The sequence below is a fragment of the Neoroseomonas rubea genome (assembly GCF_016106015.1).
Taxonomy (GTDB): domain Bacteria; phylum Pseudomonadota; class Alphaproteobacteria; order Acetobacterales; family Acetobacteraceae; genus Neoroseomonas; species Neoroseomonas rubea.
The window spans coordinates 39033-56165 of record NZ_JACADQ010000001.1; the positions used below are offsets into that span (position 1 = coordinate 39033).

The 17133-nt window shown below is 67.0% G+C and carries 23 protein-coding genes and 1 pseudogene; 9 read left to right on the forward strand and 15 right to left on the reverse strand.

What is annotated here, in order from left to right; genetic code table 11:
- Positions 1-676 precede the first annotated feature (676 nt).
- The 8 genes and pseudogenes from HW577_RS00190 (at position 677) to HW577_RS00225 (ending at position 6247) form a co-directional block, all read left to right on the forward strand.
- Positions 677-1000, forward strand: a complete 324-nt coding sequence (locus HW577_RS00190) for a hypothetical protein (protein WP_198374024.1) — start codon at positions 677-679, stop codon at positions 998-1000.
- 113 nt (positions 1001-1113) lie between these two features.
- A complete protein-coding gene (locus tag HW577_RS00195; RefSeq protein WP_198374025.1) occupies positions 1114-1578 on the forward strand; it encodes a thermonuclease family protein in 465 nt (154 codons plus the stop codon).
- A gap of 117 nt (positions 1579-1695) precedes the next feature.
- Positions 1696-1950: pseudogene (locus tag HW577_RS00200) on the forward strand (transposase); the annotation flags it as partial.
- 397 nt (positions 1951-2347) lie between these two features.
- Entirely contained in the window at positions 2348-2626 is a 279-nt protein-coding gene (locus HW577_RS00205; RefSeq protein WP_198374026.1) for a hypothetical protein, read from the forward strand.
- Between the two features lie 1055 nt (positions 2627-3681).
- On the forward strand, positions 3682-4479 hold the full coding sequence (locus tag HW577_RS00210; RefSeq protein ID WP_198374027.1) for a hypothetical protein: 798 nt from the start codon (positions 3682-3684) through the stop codon (positions 4477-4479).
- Between the two features lie 18 nt (positions 4480-4497).
- Positions 4498-4764, forward strand: coding sequence for a hypothetical protein (locus HW577_RS00215; RefSeq protein ID WP_198374028.1), 267 nt, complete (start codon positions 4498-4500; stop codon positions 4762-4764).
- Positions 4761-5822, forward strand: coding sequence for a hypothetical protein (locus HW577_RS00220; protein ID WP_198374029.1), 1062 nt, complete (start codon positions 4761-4763; stop codon positions 5820-5822). The genes HW577_RS00215 and HW577_RS00220 overlap by 4 nt, the downstream gene beginning before the upstream one ends.
- Positions 5823-5827: 5 nt before the next feature.
- Positions 5828-6247, forward strand: coding sequence for a helix-turn-helix domain-containing protein (locus tag HW577_RS00225; RefSeq protein ID WP_198374030.1), 420 nt, complete (start codon positions 5828-5830; stop codon positions 6245-6247).
- A 450-nt stretch (positions 6248-6697) separates the two neighbouring features.
- Here the strand turns inward: HW577_RS00225 and HW577_RS00230 are convergent, their stop codons facing one another.
- From HW577_RS00230 to HW577_RS00250, 5 genes are read right to left on the reverse strand one after another with little or no spacing between them, the layout of a single operon-like run.
- Positions 6698-7240 carry a hypothetical protein gene (locus HW577_RS00230; RefSeq protein WP_198374031.1) on the reverse strand — a complete coding sequence of 181 codons (543 nt, stop codon included), beginning with the start codon at positions 7238-7240 and terminating at the stop codon, positions 6698-6700.
- Between the two features lie 2 nt (positions 7241-7242).
- The gene (locus HW577_RS00235; protein WP_198374032.1) at positions 7243-7860 is read right to left on the reverse strand and encodes a hypothetical protein; all 618 of its coding nucleotides are present in this window, start codon (positions 7858-7860) and stop codon (positions 7243-7245) included.
- Positions 7857-8063 (reverse strand): hypothetical protein, encoded by a 207-nt coding sequence (locus HW577_RS00240; RefSeq protein ID WP_198374033.1) that lies wholly within the window; start codon positions 8061-8063, stop codon positions 7857-7859. The genes HW577_RS00235 and HW577_RS00240 overlap by 4 nt, the downstream gene beginning before the upstream one ends.
- Before the next feature lie 15 nt (positions 8064-8078).
- Positions 8079-8396, reverse strand: coding sequence for a hypothetical protein (locus tag HW577_RS00245; RefSeq protein ID WP_198374034.1), 318 nt, complete (start codon positions 8394-8396; stop codon positions 8079-8081).
- On the reverse strand, positions 8393-8842 hold the full coding sequence (locus HW577_RS00250; RefSeq protein ID WP_198374035.1) for a hypothetical protein: 450 nt from the start codon (positions 8840-8842) through the stop codon (positions 8393-8395). The genes HW577_RS00245 and HW577_RS00250 overlap by 4 nt, the downstream gene beginning before the upstream one ends.
- 157 nt (positions 8843-8999) lie before the next feature.
- Between HW577_RS00250 and HW577_RS00255 the strand changes: the two genes are divergently transcribed.
- A complete protein-coding gene (locus HW577_RS00255) occupies positions 9000-9779 on the forward strand; it encodes a hypothetical protein (protein WP_198374036.1) in 780 nt (259 codons plus the stop codon).
- A gap of 436 nt (positions 9780-10215) precedes the next feature.
- Here HW577_RS00255 and HW577_RS00260 read toward each other — a convergent pair whose 3' ends face one another.
- The 10 genes from HW577_RS00260 to HW577_RS00305 all read right to left on the reverse strand — a co-directional run bounded on the left by HW577_RS00260 (position 10216) and on the right by HW577_RS00305 (position 16848).
- Positions 10216-10524 carry a hypothetical protein gene (locus HW577_RS00260; RefSeq protein ID WP_198374037.1) on the reverse strand — a complete coding sequence of 103 codons (309 nt, stop codon included), beginning with the start codon at positions 10522-10524 and terminating at the stop codon, positions 10216-10218.
- A 60-nt stretch (positions 10525-10584) separates the two neighbouring features.
- Positions 10585-10923 carry a hypothetical protein gene (locus HW577_RS00265; protein ID WP_198374038.1) on the reverse strand — a complete coding sequence of 113 codons (339 nt, stop codon included), beginning with the start codon at positions 10921-10923 and terminating at the stop codon, positions 10585-10587.
- Positions 10923-11732, reverse strand: a complete 810-nt coding sequence (locus HW577_RS00270) for an ORF6N domain-containing protein (RefSeq protein WP_198374039.1) — start codon at positions 11730-11732, stop codon at positions 10923-10925. Before HW577_RS00270 ends, HW577_RS00265 begins: the two co-directional genes overlap by 1 nt.
- A 2-nt stretch (positions 11733-11734) precedes the next feature.
- Positions 11735-11944 carry a helix-turn-helix transcriptional regulator gene (locus tag HW577_RS00275; protein ID WP_198374040.1) on the reverse strand — a complete coding sequence of 70 codons (210 nt, stop codon included), beginning with the start codon at positions 11942-11944 and terminating at the stop codon, positions 11735-11737.
- Positions 11945-12069: 125 nt separating this feature from the next.
- A complete protein-coding gene (locus HW577_RS00280) occupies positions 12070-12744 on the reverse strand; it encodes a hypothetical protein (RefSeq protein ID WP_198374041.1) in 675 nt (224 codons plus the stop codon).
- 97 nt (positions 12745-12841) lie between these two features.
- Entirely contained in the window at positions 12842-13387 is a 546-nt protein-coding gene (locus HW577_RS00285) for a hypothetical protein (protein WP_198374042.1), read from the reverse strand.
- A 4-nt stretch (positions 13388-13391) separates the two neighbouring features.
- The gene (locus tag HW577_RS00290) at positions 13392-14324 is read right to left on the reverse strand and encodes a DUF1376 domain-containing protein (protein WP_198374043.1); all 933 of its coding nucleotides are present in this window, start codon (positions 14322-14324) and stop codon (positions 13392-13394) included.
- Between the two features lie 120 nt (positions 14325-14444).
- On the reverse strand, positions 14445-14702 hold the full coding sequence (locus HW577_RS00295; protein ID WP_198374044.1) for a helix-turn-helix transcriptional regulator: 258 nt from the start codon (positions 14700-14702) through the stop codon (positions 14445-14447).
- Positions 14703-14785: 83 nt separating this feature from the next.
- On the reverse strand, positions 14786-15520 hold the full coding sequence (locus tag HW577_RS00300) for a hypothetical protein (RefSeq protein WP_198374045.1): 735 nt from the start codon (positions 15518-15520) through the stop codon (positions 14786-14788).
- Complete coding sequence (locus HW577_RS00305; protein ID WP_198374046.1) at positions 15517-16848, reverse strand: tyrosine-type recombinase/integrase; 1332 nt, start codon at positions 16846-16848, stop codon at positions 15517-15519. The genes HW577_RS00300 and HW577_RS00305 overlap by 4 nt, the downstream gene beginning before the upstream one ends.
- Between the last annotated feature and the right edge of the window lie 285 nt (positions 16849-17133).

A 17133-nucleotide genomic window follows, 5' to 3' on the forward strand; every position in this document is an offset into this window, starting at 1 on the left:
CGTCTCAGTGCCATGCGGCAGAATCCCGACTGACAGTCATTGATGGCGCCCCTATACTTTGTACCGATCGTTAAAAAAAGAGGAACTTTTGTCGTTTTGGTATTTGGCATATACTGGCAACTGGAAGCGGGACTGGTGCATGATCGAAATCCGTAGAGACGGCGGCGCGATCGTTACGATCCGCAGTCTTGAGACAGTTGGACGGCTACTCAGCGAGGGTGGCATAACCCCAACGACGCCTGTACGGAACCAGGGAGAAACGAAATTCATCCCTGCGTCCGACCATCCAGGTATTCGGTCGGCGGCAAACATGCTCGGACTCTCATTCGGGCAAGCCGATAGCCCGCAACCAGAGCCGGTAGCCGATCCGGTTCCGACGCCCCCGCAGGAGGCGCCGGCAGCGGCTCAACCCGCGCCGACACCGGCCGCAAAGCCATCGGCTGCAACAGCGGCCGTGACGCCACCTCACCCTTCATTGCCTGGAACCGCTCCCACTCCCGGACGATCGAACTCCCCGTGGATAGTGCAACAGATCTCCCCAGGTCCGCAGCATCGAACACAGAGCGGCGGCGGCACAAGTCGCCCTGGATCAATCGTTCCGCCACTCGAGGCGCCGGTTCAAAGACCACCATGGGCAGGATCGCAGTCACGAACGACGGAGACGCCGGCGCCTGGCGTGCTGACCTGGAGCGCTACATTCGGAAACGCGCTACCCCGCCTCCTGATCGCCTGGGGCGCTGGGCTCTTCGTCACCGGCGTGGGCAGCGGAATGGCGTCGTCCGGTGTCTTCGCTTTCTTCGGCGCAGTCGTCGCCGCAGGGGTCGGTTTCGTTCTCGGCCAGCGGATCTACGAAGCCGGCGCCAGAATAGGCTCTGCCGTTGCGACGGCCGCCGGCTTGTTCGCCCTGGCGTCTACTGCGCTGGGTGGCAGCGCCTTCGTCGTGGGGGCGGTGACGGCATTCGCTGTGTATCTGGGCTGGAATCGCAAGGACAAGAAGTGACTGTACCGATTATGCGGGTTGCCGTGAAACGAGCCGGTTGGCCCAGCTCAACCCAGTGCCGCCCCTTCCGGCGGCATGCGGCGGCTACGCTGGTTCTCCTCGGCAGCCTGGCGATGTCCCTGCCGGCCGCTCTGGCGGCTCAGCTCCGCGGCCGCGTGGTCGGCATCAGTGACGGCGATACTCTGACCCTCCTGACGCCGGCGCGGGAAGAAGTTCGCATTCGCCTATCGGACATCGACACGCCGGAGCGCGGGCAGCCCTACGGCGATCGTGCGCGGCATGAGCTGTCGAACCTGGCCTTCGATCGTCAGGTTCGTATCGAGGTCCGCGACATCGACCGCTACGGTAGGACCGTGGGCCGTGTCTATGTCGGCTCGACCGATATCTCGGCCGAACTGATTAAGCGCGGTGCGGCCTGGGTCTTCCGGCGATACAGCAACGACCCGGTCCTCTTGCGCCTCGAGGCAGAGGCCAGGGCGGCGCGCCGCGGACTGTGGGCGTTGCCCGAGGCACAACGGGTCGCCCCGTGGGACTGGCGAGCGGCAAGCCGCAGACAACCAGCCTCACAGATGCGCTAAACAAGTCCCTCGCGACGACGGAAGGTCGTGTCCCCGGACGTGGTGTAGGATGGCCGGAGCCTTGGACGCGTAGCGAAGCCCCTGGCTGAGCGGAGCGGAGCGCCCCGGGCGTGCCCCGCGGTGATGGACAGCGCCGCCGAGGACGTGCTCGCCTACATGCACTTCCCCGCCGCGCATCGGGCCAAGCTGCACTGCACAAACCCGATCGAACGCCTCAATGGCGAGATAAAGCGCCTCACCGACCGCGCCGGCGCCATCCTGCTCGAGCAGTCCGACGACTGGGCTACCCAGCGCTCCCGCGACATGACGCTGGAACCCATCGGCGCCGTTAGCGACACTCCCCATGTCAGCCTGTCCGCCGTAACAGCCTGACACGGCGGCCCAGCCCGCCAAGGATCATCGCGCTCCTACACCACGCGGCGGGACACAACCAAGCGAACGCGTGATAGTCGGCTACCCAATTGTTATGTTGCCACGCCGGGGTGCGAATGAGGGACGAACAGGGGTGGACTTCGGAGCGCACTGAGGCACTACGCCAAGAGCTTCGGTGCTCGAACGCCCGCGTCAGCTCCATGCGGGACGAGTTGCCGTGGGTCACCGTTCGGAGCGGCCACCAGGCGGCCGCCGCGATCGCCGATGAGCTGGACGCCCTGAATCGGGACCTGCGGGTGCTGGTCGCCCTGCTCGCTTTACCGGCAGGCTGGCGCAGGCGCTAACGACCGGTCTGACGCAGGGCGCCGCATAGCGTCCGCTCTGGTACGCTCGGTCCGTGACCAACCAGACGTTCCACACTCTCGACAATTGGCCACGGGCGCTCGTCCTGGCAGTGGGACGGGCTTACCGCCAGAACGGCGCGGAAGGCACGCGTGAGCCTGCCGGGTGGTACCGCATCCGCGATGTCTACGTTGCCGCCGGCGGGGACCCTGAGACCGCCGCGACCACACCGAACAAGATCATCGCCACCCTCTGCCGGGTTCATCCTGACTGGATGCATGGACCTGCCCGCCGTCGCCTGGAACTTGATGCCGACGACGGGCTACGGCGATAGCCGGCTCTGTTGCGCACGGACCGGCGCGGGCGGACGGACACGCTGCGGACGGCGCGGACGATCGGCGCTGTGGGGCGGCCCCTGTCCGCGCGGCGGGGCAGCCAAGGGCAGGAGCGGGACTAGCCCCGAACTGAGGACTGCCGGCTGTCATTTGCTTGCGCCTCGATCTTGAGGCGCAGACTAAGTCCGCGAAGAGGGTGGTAGGCGCGGATAGGAGGGTGGAAGCGCCCCGTCGTGGGGGAGCCCATCCCAGCGATGGGTGGCTCTTTGCGGCAAAGGTGAAATCCGCGGCCGGGCGCCCACGCCTTTTGCAGGATTGCGCTGCAGCCGGACTACATCACCGGAAATCCGCTTCTTGGGGGCAGGCCAACCCGACAGCCGTGCAGGTCCGCGGATCAGCGCTACGTGCCGCAGGGGAGCCAAGTGAAGGCGCGCGCCCTTTTGGGGCGGGCGCAACCGTGAGGGGCCCCACGAGGACGCGAGGGCCCATAAGCAACGTGTGCGGGCGGTAGCTTGAACTCGGTCGCGGGCAGACCAGCCCTATTGTAACGAGAAAAGAACAAAAAGACTCTCCGCCGAATATGTGGAGCGTCTAAAACTGGGGCGTGGGGATATTTGAAACGCAGCTGCTTGACGTCTCAGCTGTAGGGCGCGATAAGAACCCACGACGTCAATCCCGGCGTCCTTGAATTAGACGCCAAAAAGGTCCCAGCCTTGCCCTCAGCACCACTCCCTGTCCTGACGGCCCACGCTGCCGCTCGCTGTGCGCAGCGGGCCATCCCTCGCCAGGCCATTGCTCTGCTCATCGACTACGGCACGCGGGTACGTTCCCGTGGTGCGGACAGCTACTTCCTCGATCGGGCCGGTCGCCGCCTCTTGAAGCGGGAGTTGGGCGAGCAGGACTTCCGCCGCGCCGAGCGCTGGCTCGACGCCTATGCCCTCGTGAGCGACGACGGGCAGGTCATTACCGCAGCTTGGCGTACCCGACGGATGCGTCGGCACTGACCAGTCCCATCCGTTCCTTCATCCAATCGATCCATTCGGAGTTCATCGCTTTGGACAATCTCGTCCGCACCGACTTCGCTACGCACTTCGCAGCCGCGGTTGCCGCTCATCGCGGTAGCGCGTTCCTCGAAGGCGACACCTTGAACGCGCTGACCATGCACACTGATGGCCGGATAAGCGTCACCTGGGCGCCCTTCGACCACATCTTCACCGACGCACGGTTGGTCGTGGTCGGCATCACCCCGGGCCGGCAGCAGGCTGAGAATGCCCTGGCAGCCTTCAAACAGGCTATTGCGGCTGGAGCGTCGCCTGCCGAGGCATCACGCCGGGCCAAGTACGTTGGCGCTTTCTCGGGTCCGATCCGCAACAACCTCGCGGCGATGCTGGACCGCATTGGTGTGCAGTCCCTCCTGGGCGTCCGCAGCGGCGCTGACCTTTTCAGCCCGGGTCCCGAGCTCGTCCACTTCACCTCGGCGCTGCGCCACCCGGTGCTCGTGAACGGGAAGGACTACAACGGCACCCCGGATATGCTGGGTACGCCGGCGCTGCGGCAGCAGATCGAGACCCATCTCGCGGAAGAAGCGCGCGCCCTGCCGAGTGCACTCTGGCTTCCTCTTGGCCCGAAGCCCGTGCCGGCAGTCAGGCACTTGGCGACACGCGGTCTCATTGATCCGGAGCGCATCCTCGAGGGCCTGCCGCATCCGAGTGGGGCGAACGGCGAGCGCGTCGCCTACTTCCTGGGGCGGAAGGAGCGGGCAGAACTGTCTACGAAGACGCGCCCAGAGCCTCTCGATGAGGCGCGCGAACGTCTCACCGCCCAGATCACCCGCTTGCGCCTGGCAGCTTGAAGGAAAGGAGAAGCAACAGTGAGCAGCATTACCATTACCCGCCGTAACCCCAAGACCGGGAGGACCGAGACACCGCTGTGCGAGCGCGGCTGGTTCGTCCTTGGCGACCCAGCCCACGGCAATCAGAAGCATCACAAGGCGTTCGCGGTGCGCGTGCGCACGCTCGAAGAGGTGCTTGATCACGTTCGCCGGGGGTTCTCCGTTCGTATGGCGGAAGGCAGCACCCGCCCGTCCCTCATTTCCCCGAAGAGCCTCAAGATCGAGGTCGCGGGAGCGCGGGCATGACCAACGAGACCGCCAAGCAGGACCCGGTCCGCGTCCCGGTGGATGAGGAACGCAGCCTGAGCGCCAAGGACCAGACGGAGGACTGGGTTGACCACTATCTCACCCATGTCCCCTTCGAGGATCTCTACCGGGACCTATTTGTTCATATCGCGACGGAACTCCGCCTTTTCGTCGGTCACCGCCTCGGCCAGGAGATGGTCGCGATCCTACTCGAAAAGCTGATCCGCACCTTCAGCTGCTGGGACGACACGCTCAGAGAGAGGGTCGATGCGGGCGACCTGTCCCTTCTTCGGGATTTCGAGATCGACTTCGATTGGCAGGAGATCGCGGCGGATTTCGCGCATCTCTTCGCCTTCGCGCGTTACGGGTATGGCCGTCATATCGACCCGGCAAATTCGCGCGCCGAGATCCAGCAGCTGTTGGCGCACTTCAAGGAGGTCGTCGCAATACCGGGCATTCGCGCGGCTGCCGGCGATAACTTTGCATGGTTGGAGGAGACCTACCTGGCAGCCGACGCACGATGGGAGATCGACCACGGTCGCTCAGTGACCCCCGAAGGCCTTGCGGTGCTTGCAGGCTTGCGCTCCAAGACGATTGCGAACCTCCTTGCAGCGCGCGAAATCACCATCGACAGCGAGGGGCGCATTCCGGCGGCTGAGGCGCAGCGTTACCTGGAACGACGCAAGGACTTCCACCGCTCGACCTGGCAGGAGCCAGTCGAGAGCAATCAGCCGAGCAGCGCCGAACCTCCTCCGCTTGGTGAACAGGTCTTCGTTCCGCTCGACAGCGACGGCAACCCCTTCCTCCCCTCGCTCGCACGCCGCGGGCGCGATGGCGTGGCGCGCTACACCGTCGGACCGAAGAGCGAGCCCGAGTTCGTCGAGGACTACTGGGAAGCACTGGAGCTGCTCGCTCGGATGGCGATACCGCGTTGGCGTCGCCCGCCCGTCGCAGGCAAGGGAGGCTGGAGCCTCGTCAGCGGTCAGGAAGGCTGGCGACGGTTCCCGCGCGCGGACCTGCAGCGAATGATTGAGGCCATGCGGAGGCAGGAAGGTTGAGAGCAGTGTCGGAAACCACCGCCGCGGCGACCTACGGCGACGCCATCGCAACCACGAAGCTGAATCGCTTTAACTTGAAGCTTCGAGAGCTGATCGATGCGAGCTCAAAGAAGCAATGGGAGATCGCGCGCGACGTTGGGTACGAGAAGCCGAACATCATCACGATGTTCAAGCAGGGCGTCTCACGTGTGCCGGCAGAGAAGGTGGCATCCTTCGCGATCACCCTCGGAGCGGATCCTGCGGATCTCTTGCTGCTGTGGTTCTCCGAGTACAACCCAGCCTTGCTGGCGGACCTACAGCGGCACGTTGGTCTTTTGTGCAATTCGGAAGAACGGCAATGGATAAACGGCCTACGGGAGCGCTTTCCCAGAGGGTTGCCGTCTTGGAATGAGGTCACGCAGGCGCAATCCAGTGCGCCAGCCTGACCTCGATAGCCGCAACGCGGTTTGTAGCGGCGCAGCGCCGATGCGCTTCATGGCCTCATCAAGTTCGACGCCGGCGGACGCTTGGCAATTGGCGTATATCGGAGAAATAAAAGGCGCGGGAAAGCAAGCCTTCGGCGGCAGGGAACTCCCTGTGCAAGGGAGAGGTCGAGCGCACCGATCAGCCGTACCTGACCACGATCGCCGCCGGGCTGCTCGGGCCCTTGCTCGGGTTCGGCACGCAGGTGAACGGGCCGCGCTGCGACCCCTTCGGCGCCGCGCCTGGAAGCATCCCGCAGCCGCATATGCCCGTGGGCAGGTGCGTGCAGCGGGATTCGCACGTCGCGCACATGAAGAAGATGCCCGACTGCAGCGCGCGGCCGCCGCAATGCCGGCAGGCGTGCGCCGTGAGGGTCCACCCCTCCGCCGGCGCGCGCTCGGCTGGCACCTCGATCACGCGGCCGCGCTATCCGGGGCGCCTGGCACTTCCAGCGGCGGCACCCCGATCAGCGCGCCTGGGCCCGCCTGGCGCGCGGCGACTACCAGCGCCTCCATCCGGCTGACCACGCGCTCGATGGCGACGATGCGCGGCGTCGAGCTCGGCAGCGTCACCGCGACTTTCTTTGCGTGGATGGTTGCTGTGATCGTCGGTGGCGTGCCCTTGGCGTTCCGCCCGATCCGCGCTTCCCGATCACGATTGTAGCACGAGATGCAGAACCGCCCGTTGATCAACCGGGCGGCCTTCCGACTGCACCGAGGGCAGTGGTGCCGCATAACGTCAGCCAAGGCCGCGGCGTGCGCCAGCCTTTCCGCGATTGCTACGTCGATACCGGCCCGCTGTGCGCCCAGTGGGCACGTCAAGCAGGCGGTGCGCGCTTCATGCAGCTCCGGCGGCTTTTCCTGGGTGCTCGACCACATCCTGACGCAGGCCCGTTCGGTCATCCGCGATCGCATCGGCGGGCAGTCCACGAGCTCGGGCATTACCAGGTCGGCCACGGTCAGCCGCCCCAACGCGTTGCCAGGTCATCGAGCCGCCGCAGAACGCGGTGAGCGAGCTCAGGCGATTCCGCCCGGATCACGTCGATGATGGCGGTGTGGAACCGCTCCAGCCCAGCGATGTCGTTCATCGCTTGCTGGAGCTTCACCACCGTCTCCAGGCTCCGGCGCATTTCCTCCGCCGCCTTGAGCACCATTCGGGAATTCTTGATGCGCCCGTCATCGAAGAACGCGACAGCGCGCACGCGCTCGATGTCGCCGATGACGCCTTCGAGCCTCGAAGCCACCGACACGCCCGCGCCGATGCGGGCGGCTACACCTGTGCCTGTGGGAGCGGGATGACGCGCCACGGGCGCCAAGTCTATTGCCTCAGCATCGCCGCTGACACCGGCCGCCAGCGCGCCCATCTCGGCGCGGCGGCGATCGAGCTCGGCGTCAACCTCACCGCCGTCCACGATCTCGCCAACAACCTTGTAGGCGAACGTGCGCCCCGCGCCGCGCGCCATCAGGCGCTCGATTACCGCCGTGCGCGGGAAGTCCATGCCGCCGGCCGCCTCGGCAGCATCCGCGCAATAGCGGATAGCGTCGGCCTTGAGCTTGTCGCGTTCCGTGCGGGTCACGCCGGCGCCTCCACCGCGATCGGGCAGCGCGCCGCGGCGGTGCCGGTGCGGAGCAGGGAGAGCCGCACCAAACTTTCAGCCGCGGTGTTGTCGCCGGCCTCGGCCCGCGCCAGCAGGCCGGCAAGCAAACGCTTGCGGGTCGCCGCGCTCAGGGGGCTCGGCCCGTGGCTGCCCCGCCGTCGCTTCGCCTGGCCCTGCTGCATCGATGCCCCCCCGGATCAGAGAAGGCCGTGCGCCGCGGCGTGCCGGCGGATAGCGAGCACCAGGCCGGGCGTCGGCGCATAGGGCGGCGGCTGCAGCGGCTCGGTCACGGCGGCAAGGCGCGCGGTGGCGGCGGAGGCGACGGCATCCGCTGTTGAGCGGATGCGCTGCATTTCCGCAGCATCACGCTCGGCGGCCGCCTGCGCCTGGCGCTCTGCCTCGGCGCGCTGCTTAGCCTCGGCCTGGGCGATCGCGGCACGGACCGGCGCGCTTTCGTTGGCGGCCAGCAGCGCGGCGCGGAGCTCGGCGTGGAGGGCGGTGATTTCGGCCGTCATGCCACACCCCGGCCGAGAGTCGGGCCGGGCTCGATGGCCGCTAGCACCCGCATCGCCCGGCCTTCGAGCTTCGCGACCTCGATCGCGCTGATCTCGCCTTTGCCGACGCCGTCAATGGCGCGCTGCATGACATCGTGAACCGCGGCGCGGATGCGCGCGCGGCGCATGCCCACGTTCTCGGCGGCCGCGTTCACCGCCATGTCGCTCACCTGGCGCTCCAGCGCGGAGAGGTCGGCGGCGGTCCTGTTCATCTTGGCGTCCGCGGCCCGCCTGTCGGCGATCCCCTGCGCCTTCGTGAAGTAGGAGTGCGGGACTGTCGCGCGCGGCGAAGGACGGTGAGGCTTCGCAGCCATCGCCTTGGCGAAGGCGCGGCCGTCCTGCAGCGCGGCTAGGTCATCCAACAGGCGGGAAAACTGCCCTGCATCGGGATCGTTGGGACGCATCATTTTCGGCAGCTCCTGCGAAGTTTTGCGAACTGCCGAAAGCTGCCGTCACGACCTCTATTCACCACGCTGGAAGTGAAGCTGGAGCAGCGGTGCTTGGCTTGGCAGCCCGCCTCCATCAAACTTCGGCGGAGTTGGACCGGCCTTCGGGAGAAACCGAGTGAAGCGTGCCCTGCTTGCTACCGCGGCGTTGTGGGCGATGGCCTTTCCCGCTGGCGCGCAGGTGCCGCCGCCATCATCAGGATCGGTGCCGTGGTTCGTCGCTGAGGCCGGTGCCTGCCGAGAGGTCCAGACCCCGAGCGAACGGGTGCAGGCTCTTCGGCGCGCTGGTGACCGAACCGCGCGGGCAGTTCCCTACCGACCCGAGGGTGCGCCTTTGGAGGCCGAGCCGACACGTTTCACGGTGCACACGAGTGCCGGAGTGGTCGAGAGCTTCTTCCGCTCCCAGCGCGACTGCGAGGTGAACGCAATCGGTGCTTTGCGCGCTGCGCCCCCAGGCGCGAGCGCTTCGTCGGGAGAGGGCTCGCAGGGGCTCTCCGCGTGCAGAGATATCGCCGATGGTGCCCAGCGGCTTGCTTGCTACGATCGCCTGACGGGGCGTGCTTATCCGATGGCTTCCAGTGGTCCGCGCGCCGAACCCATGACGATCATCGAGTACATGTCGAGTCGACCGGAGCTCCTGCGTCAAGTCGTCTCCGTCTTTGGCTATGCAGGTTGCTATCAAGGGGGAATCTGCATGCTGCACAGCGTCGCGACGCCTCGGCGCGGCAACTACCAGACTGTGCTCGTCGGTCTGCAGGAACTGCCGGCGGCGTCACGTCAGCGATTCTTTTCCTGCGATGGATCGGCAGAGTGCGGCGTTGTGGTCTCGGGCTTGGTTATGCCGGTGATCACACAAGGCGAACTCATTGCCCGCGATCTTCAATGGGCTGAGCGTTGATCCAAGCCCTCATCTGCTCGCACGAATTCCATCGCCTGAATTTTCAGGCGTTCAATCCCGATGGGTTACCCGCCGCTTCCGGCGAAGAGTGGGCCCGGGTCAAGATGACGGGGCGCGGGTTCACGGTCCTGGTCACGTGCTCCGTGACATCGACGTTCTCCTGTCCCATGGCTCAAGTTTGGACCATGAGAAATATCAGGCACTTAGGTCCTGTTTCCACGAGACGGCGCGGCCGCATCCGAATGTCCCCGGCCGCTCTGTGCTGTGGCGCGCGCACATCGTGTTTGGTATTGACGCCCCGCCTGGCTCCGTGGCCCCGCTCCGGCGGGGCTGGCACACGGCCCCGCCAAAACGGGGTGCGACCTGATGGCGCAGCGATCGTGAACGACGGCAGGAAACCCGCGGGGCGCACCCCCCGCGGCTTTCCATTTCTCCGCTAATCAGCGGATGACCGATCGAGAAATGCCAAGGCGTCGCTGACGAGCACCCACTCAGGTTCGATGTCCTCGCTTTTCCGGCCTGACATGCCCAGCGCGATGTTAAGCCGCAGCGCGGCATCGGCGATGGTCTGCACGGGCTGTTCTTCGATCGTCGCCTCGATCGCCATCAGGGCGGTCAGCGCATCATCCCGCGCGCCAGCCGGCGCTGCATCTACGGCATTCAGCGCTGCGCGCCAGGCGGCAGCGCTGATCGGGGTGGTGGAGGCGTTTTCCAGCATAATTCGGACCTCCTTCAGCGCCGCCATCATCGCTCCGACTTGGGTCAGAGTTCCGTTGGAACTGGCCGAGTTTCCAACGGAACTGTCCTAGTGGCGCCGCGCGTCCTGCGCGCCGTCGAGCTGCGCGAGCGCCGCAGCAAGTCGGTCCAGGATTGCTGCGGAGGCGCCGGCCGCCTCTTCCGCGCGCGCCCCGGCCTGTTCCAAGGCAACGTGCGCGACCTGGGCGAGCGCGGCTGCTAGGCGGACCGCCATGGTGGGACTGAGGCCGCCGAAGATCGCTGCCAGGTGGTCGATGCCGGCGGCGGTACCTAGCGGTGAGCCGGCCGGCACCGTTGACGCGTTGGCGGCCAGCAAAAGCGCACGCTCGGCATCCGGCAGGGCGTCTGCGGCCGCGACCAGCGCGGCCATCAGCGCATCTGCGGCCATCACGCGCGGCCCATCCTGCGGCTCCGGTCGAGGCGGAGACGCCCCTGGCCTTCACGCCGATCCCTGCACGCGGCCAGGAATGCCCTGCCGCCGTTTTCCTGCCAGTGCACAATGCAGTCTCGATGGAACAGGCGCACCGCGCGTTCGGCAGAGAGCTTCACCGGGTAGCCGTGCGCGGCCGCGTGCCGGCTGAGGCGCGCACTGACGGCGCAGACCATCGCGCGCCGTCCGCGCTGGGGCCATCCGATGCTTTCGAGGAAGCTGAGCGCGGAGAGGAATTCCCGCGCCGGCATCACCGCCGGGTCCGTCACGTGCCCCTCGCTCAGCGCGGTCAGCCGCTCGGTGAGCTCGCTGAGCGCGGCGTGCACGGGCATCAGGTGGTCGGCCAGCGCGCGGTTCACCACAGCCTTCGTTATGCCGCCATGCTCCCGCGCCGCCAGGGGCGCGGCCGCTTCGGTCGCGCGGGCGCGGAAGTAGTGCGCGACGAGCTTGCGCTGGACATCCCAGGCCACGTCATCGGTGAGGCTCTTCGCCAGGAGCAGGTAGCCGCTCTCACTCAGCAGGGTGAGCCCGTTCGGCGCCCTGATCCCCAGCGCGGCGGCTTCGTCCGCATTTCGGACGATGAAGTCCTCGCCCTCGATGAAGCGCGTACGGTTGTCGTTGAACCTCTTCCGCGCGGTACCCTTGGGGCGCCCGTGCACTTGGTCGATCATGTCGAGGGTCACCATCCGTTGGCTAGCGTGCTCGATCGGCCGCAGCGCGACGGCGCCAATGGTGATGATGGCGGCGTCGGAGGTCTTCCCGGTCATCGTCAGCCCTCCGTGCCGGCGCGAACGCGCGCCGCGCGCCAGGCGGCCACATCGTGCAGCACGTATCGCGGCCGCTTCCCGACCATGTAGTGCGGCGGGCCATCTCCCGCGCGCCGTAACCGCGCCAGCGTGGCGCGGCAGCATCCGAGAAGCGCCGCGGCCTCTCCCTCATCGAGCGCCCGCTCCGGCGCGTGGTTCGCTGTCTCCGTCATGAAGGCCGGCCTCCTTTGCCGACCCGTCTTGGGTGCCGTCACGACTATTCTATCGCTGCTACGAATCGTGCTGACTTCTCCGGCGCGCTGCCCGCCGCAGTGGTGTTGGCGGGCAGCATGGCGGGTCAGAACAGCTCCACCACCTGCGCGTCCATCTCGGCGGCGGCCTCGTAGTCGGGCTCAGGGCGCGGGGCGCGCGGCTTCATGGGGCGGTTCCTTTCCCTCTCGATCAGCTCCGCGCCGCCGCCGCGCTTGAACCAGGCGGTGACCAGGCCAGGCGGGAAGCCGCGAACACGGTGCAGCTTTGGGCCGATCGTAGTCACGCGCGGCACGCCCTCGGTGCGCGCGGCGAAGTCCACCAGAGCGTCGCCGATGTGCTTCGAGCAATTCCGGCGGCGGTCCGTGAGGTCGTATTCCTTAGCCACTTCGATCGCCGTGAGCGCGCCGCCGCTGATGATTCGGTGGCGGAGCTCGGCGTGCTCCAGATATGCGCAGACCGCCAGCGACGCATCGGTGAGTGCGATGACGGCCATCAAGATTGCGAGATGGGCGAGCACCAGGCGCCCGTCTTCCTGGACCACTGGGCCGACATCCTCAGTGGTGCCATCGAGGACCGTCGCTGCCCATTCTTCTTCGGCCCAGTTCTGCAACCGGATGCAAAAAGCAGCATCAATGCCGAGGGCGCGATGCAGGGCGGCGACGGAAACGTAAGGCAGCGGACGGCCATTCTCGATGATGGAGACCAGCGGCAGGCGGCGCGCCAGGGCGCGCATTTCGCGGGGAATTGTCTTCGAACGCATTGGAGCAATCCTTATGGTGGATAGAGCAGTACTGCTGAGAAGACGAAGGTGGCGGCGCTGGCGCTGCGCGGGCCGTCGCGGGCGAAGCCTGTGCGATTCACCAATCGTCTCCCCCACGGGACTGCCGTGGGTTCGGCGGCGGGTGTGGCTCTCCGGCTTCGCGGCGATCAGTGCCAGGCATCGTGTGCGGCATCGGTGCGCGCACGCGCACCGAGCGTTCTTCCCGAGGCCCGAACTCCGCCTCTATCGCTCGGCGGGCGCCTTCCGGATACGTGCGCGCGATGCCCAGGAGGAGGCGCAAGGCACCCATACCGCGCTCGGCCAGGCGCTTCAGGAAGATCGCCACGAAGACGGCCTCTTCTGAGGTCAGCGCCGCACCCGTCGGACCCTCCAGCATTGGCACAGAAGGATGAGCGCGGTTCTCCCTCAGCCAGCCTGAAAGCGCCTCCGCGAGTTCGGCATAGGCGGGGAAGAATTTCGCCCCGCGCGCCACGGCCTGGAGGCTTGCAGCCGTGAAGGCACATGCGGGGAACTGATCTTCCAGCAACGGAGCGAACGCTTCGATCCGTATCCTCGCTTCCTCGGCGGGCATAGCGCCGGCCACCAGCAGGCCGAGCGTGGCGAGCCATCGCCGCACCGACATTGGGCTATTCGGTAGCATCGGCGACCCCCTCGATCAGGACGGTGGGGGAGGGCTGAGGTGGTGCCGGCGAAGCTCGCTCTGCGGCCGTCCAGTCCTCGAAGAGCGCGCCCGCGAAGCCGTTGCGAAACTTCGGCACTTCCGTCTGCCGCTGGCCCGGGTGTGGTCGGCGTTCTGCGTCTTGGCGGCACCAGTTACGCCAGGTGGCCGACCAATCGAGCTTCACGCCCTGCTGGCCGGCCTTCGCGCGCCAGAAGTCCCGAAAGCGGGCGGCCACCGCGTCGGCGTCGAGCCCCAGGCTGCAAGCGAAGTCGCGATCGGTGGGGCTCGGCTGCCAGTCATCGGGGAGTCGGGTGCCGCGGGGGGGGCGAGCCTCCGAAGGAGGCGAGTGGGGATTCTTCTTCTGCTTCTCCTTCTCCTTCTCCTTCGGATTCCTCCGGGGATCGCGTCGGGCATCCCCGTTGGGATCGCCGCTGGGCTCGCGCCCGGGATCGCCGTTGGGATCGCCGCTGAGATCGCGCCCGGGATCGCCGTGACCATCCCGGCGGCGATCCCAGCGCACAGCATTTCCACGCCGGCTGCGATCGCGAAGGGTCAACCTTTTGGCCCAGGCCTCGTTGACCTTCTCAGCGACAACCAGGTGGTAGAGCCGGCCATCAGAGGCCTTGAACCAACCTCGGAGCGCCACCGCCTTTACCTCTGGCCAGCGCGCGCCGGCCCCGGACAGGTGCGCGAGCACACGGTCATCGTCGGGCAGGCTGCCGGCGGGGAGCTGATGCCAGCTCTTCCACCACAGGCTGCACCCTGCCTTGAATTCGTCGCCTGTGCTCAAAGCGTAGAAGTCGGAATCAAACAGACGCGCCACGTCCAGCAGAACGCAGGGCAGACCGCGCAAGTCGGCGTCCGCAGGCACTGGAGGCGCAGGAAGTTCGCTGTGCATTCGGTCCTCCGACGAGGACCCAGCGCGCCGGTCAGTAGCGTCGTGACGGCAAAGTTCAGGCGTCCACCCAGACACCCCTCTACCGGCCCGGCGCGCGCTGTTTCCGGCGCCGCCGGGCCTCTACTTCTGGTGGGTGGCGGAGGCGGCGGCGGCCTGGCGCGCGCGTGTCGCCGTGTCGGCGATGAAGGCCGTGAGCGTCGAGCGGCGCCACAGCGGGCGGCGCCCGTTCCACGCATCGGGTTCAGGGAAGTTCTTGTTCGCGCGGTCGCGGTGCAAAGTGCTCGGCGCGCGGCGCGTCTCAGCGCACGCCTCGCTGAAGGTCAGCAGCGGGTCTTCCGGGGCGTAGGCGCTGGTGCTCTTGCTGATCGGCGCGATCATCTGGGTGCCTCCGTTGTGGAGGCTCCCAATATTCACACGGCTCTACAGAAGTCCTCCGGCAAATGGAGCGCGAAAAACCGGAGTCAGCGCCGCGCAGCTTTCCAGCTGTCGGCGAGGCCCCGCAGGCCGAGTAGGCGCACGAGGATGATCTCGTCCGGCACTGGGGCTGTGATGTGCTCTCCGCGTCCGAAGGCGGCGGCGGCGGCGAGCACGCCCTTCACGCGCTCGCCGCCATCCCGTTTCCGCCACTCACGCGCCCAGGTTTCGATCGCATCCACGGACTGTCCGACAGCTGTTGCGACATGCGTGCGCACGGCAGAAACAGGGCGCCCCGCGGCTTTCTCCGCCGCGATGAAGGCGAGCAGCGACTGTTCAATCTCTCGCCGGCTCCGCGGGTTCCGCCCGTAGCCTGCAGCCTTCTCGGCGGGCACCAGGATCGACGGTGGCGGACTGGCATCGTTCAACGCGTGCAGGCCGAACATCAAGGCGCCTAAGACAGCCTGCGGCACCACCGCGTAGGCCTCGGCCATGCAGGCCGCAGCATCCTCACGCCACGCCGCCGGATTGTCAGCGGCAAGCTGGTCCCATTCCTCGGGCGGTCGCCGCACTGGCAGCGTCCAGCTGGCCACGGCGCGGGAGAGGACCAGCGCGGCGGCCTGCGCAAGGTCCCGCGCATCCTGCTTTGGGGCGTCGCCGGCCTCGGCCGCAATGTCCAGCGCGGCGTCCAGCATGTCGTGCGCCGCCTGGCGGTCGAGGCCGCCGACTGCTTCGCGCAGCAGCACCGCCAGTCGGTCGGCGGGTCGAGACGCGTCGGTCACGATTTTCTCCGCGTCCGCGCCTCGGCCAGGCTGGCAACCGCCGCCGCCGACTTCGCGCAGTGCTCGGCCCACGCGTTCATCATCGGTCGGCGCTGATCGAGCATGTCTTCGCGGGCATAGGCGGCGCGAACCTTGTCCTTGTCGCTGTGGGCCATGGCCAGTTCGCTCAGAGGATCGGGGAAGCCAGCGGCAAGGCTCCACCCCTTGAATGATGCGCGGAAACCGTGCGGCACTATCGGCCGGCCTTCCAGGTCGCGCCACCGCGGCGGCTCGCCTTCGTCCAGGCCATCGAAGCACATGCCGCGGACGAGCATCGAAATGGACATATCGCTCAGCGCCGTGCCGGTGCGTGCCCCGGGGAAGACATGGCTATCGGCGCCCTTCCGCAAGTCCTCGACCTCAGCGAGGACGGCCAGGGCAGCATCGCTCAGCGGAACACGATGAAGTCGCAAGCCCTTCATGCGCGGGGCGGGGACGGACCATACCTTCTCATCCAGGTTGATTTCCCGCCAAAGCGCGCCGCGCACTTCGCCTGACCTGGCAGCGGTCAGGATCGCGAAGCGCAGGGCCTTCGCCGCGACGCCTTCCTTACCCCTCAGCGCGGTCATGAACTGCCCCATTTGCTGCCAGGCCAGGGCAGGGTGGTGGACAACCGCCCTGACCTTGCGAGCCTTCGGAAGCTGGTGTTCCAGGTGGCCCTTCCAGCGGGCCGGGTTCTCTCCACTGCGCCAGCCTGTCACCTTCGCCGCATCTAGCACCGCTTCGATCCGCTGCCGGAGGCGGGTGCCCGTCTCGGGCGTGCGGGACCAGACGGGGCGGAGGACTGCCAACACATCCTCTGTGGTCACGGCGGCCACCGGCTTTTGACCGATCTGCGGATAGGCATAGGCGGCGAGGGTAGCTGTCCACTGCGCCGCGTGCTTTCCGCTCCGCCAGCCCGGCTTCTTCGCCTCGATCAGCCTCTCGGCGGCGGCCTTGAACGTGCGCTCGGAGGCCTCGGCGGCCTGCTGTGTCGCGGCAGCGCGGGCTTCCTCCCGAACTGCAATCGGGTCCTTGCCTTCCCGGAGTAGTGCCTTGGCAGCGCGCGCCCGATCCCGCGCCATAGCCAAGGTGACGCCGCCGGCGGCCGTTTCCTTTGCGTCTACAGCCACAGGGCCGAGGCCCATCTCGCGAGCCTTTCCGGCGAGTTGGAAGCGGAAGAGCCACGACTTGGCGCCGCCCTTGGTGATCTGTAGGGCCAGCCCTTCGCCGTCATGAAATAGAACCGGGCGGGACTTGTCGCCGGGATGGTTCAAAGCCTTGATCATTGGGGCGGAAAGCTTGGCCACTGCTTGGGAGCTCCGGGTTCGCCGGAGATTTTCTTACCCCCGGCTCTTTACCCCCAACTTTACCCCTGTCGTCCGCCAAGATGCCAGTAGAGTTTCATAGGGTCCGGTATAAAATATGAGGAAATCCGGGCGTTGGAGAGCCTCGCTCTTGATGCGACATGGAGTGTGGAAGAGAGTCGGATGGCGGACATCCCCTCCGCCAGTTCACCCTTTCCCACCTCCACTGGTCTCCACACAGAAGCGCGGAAAGCCTCAGGCTGCCGCGCTTTTTTCATGTCTGGACGA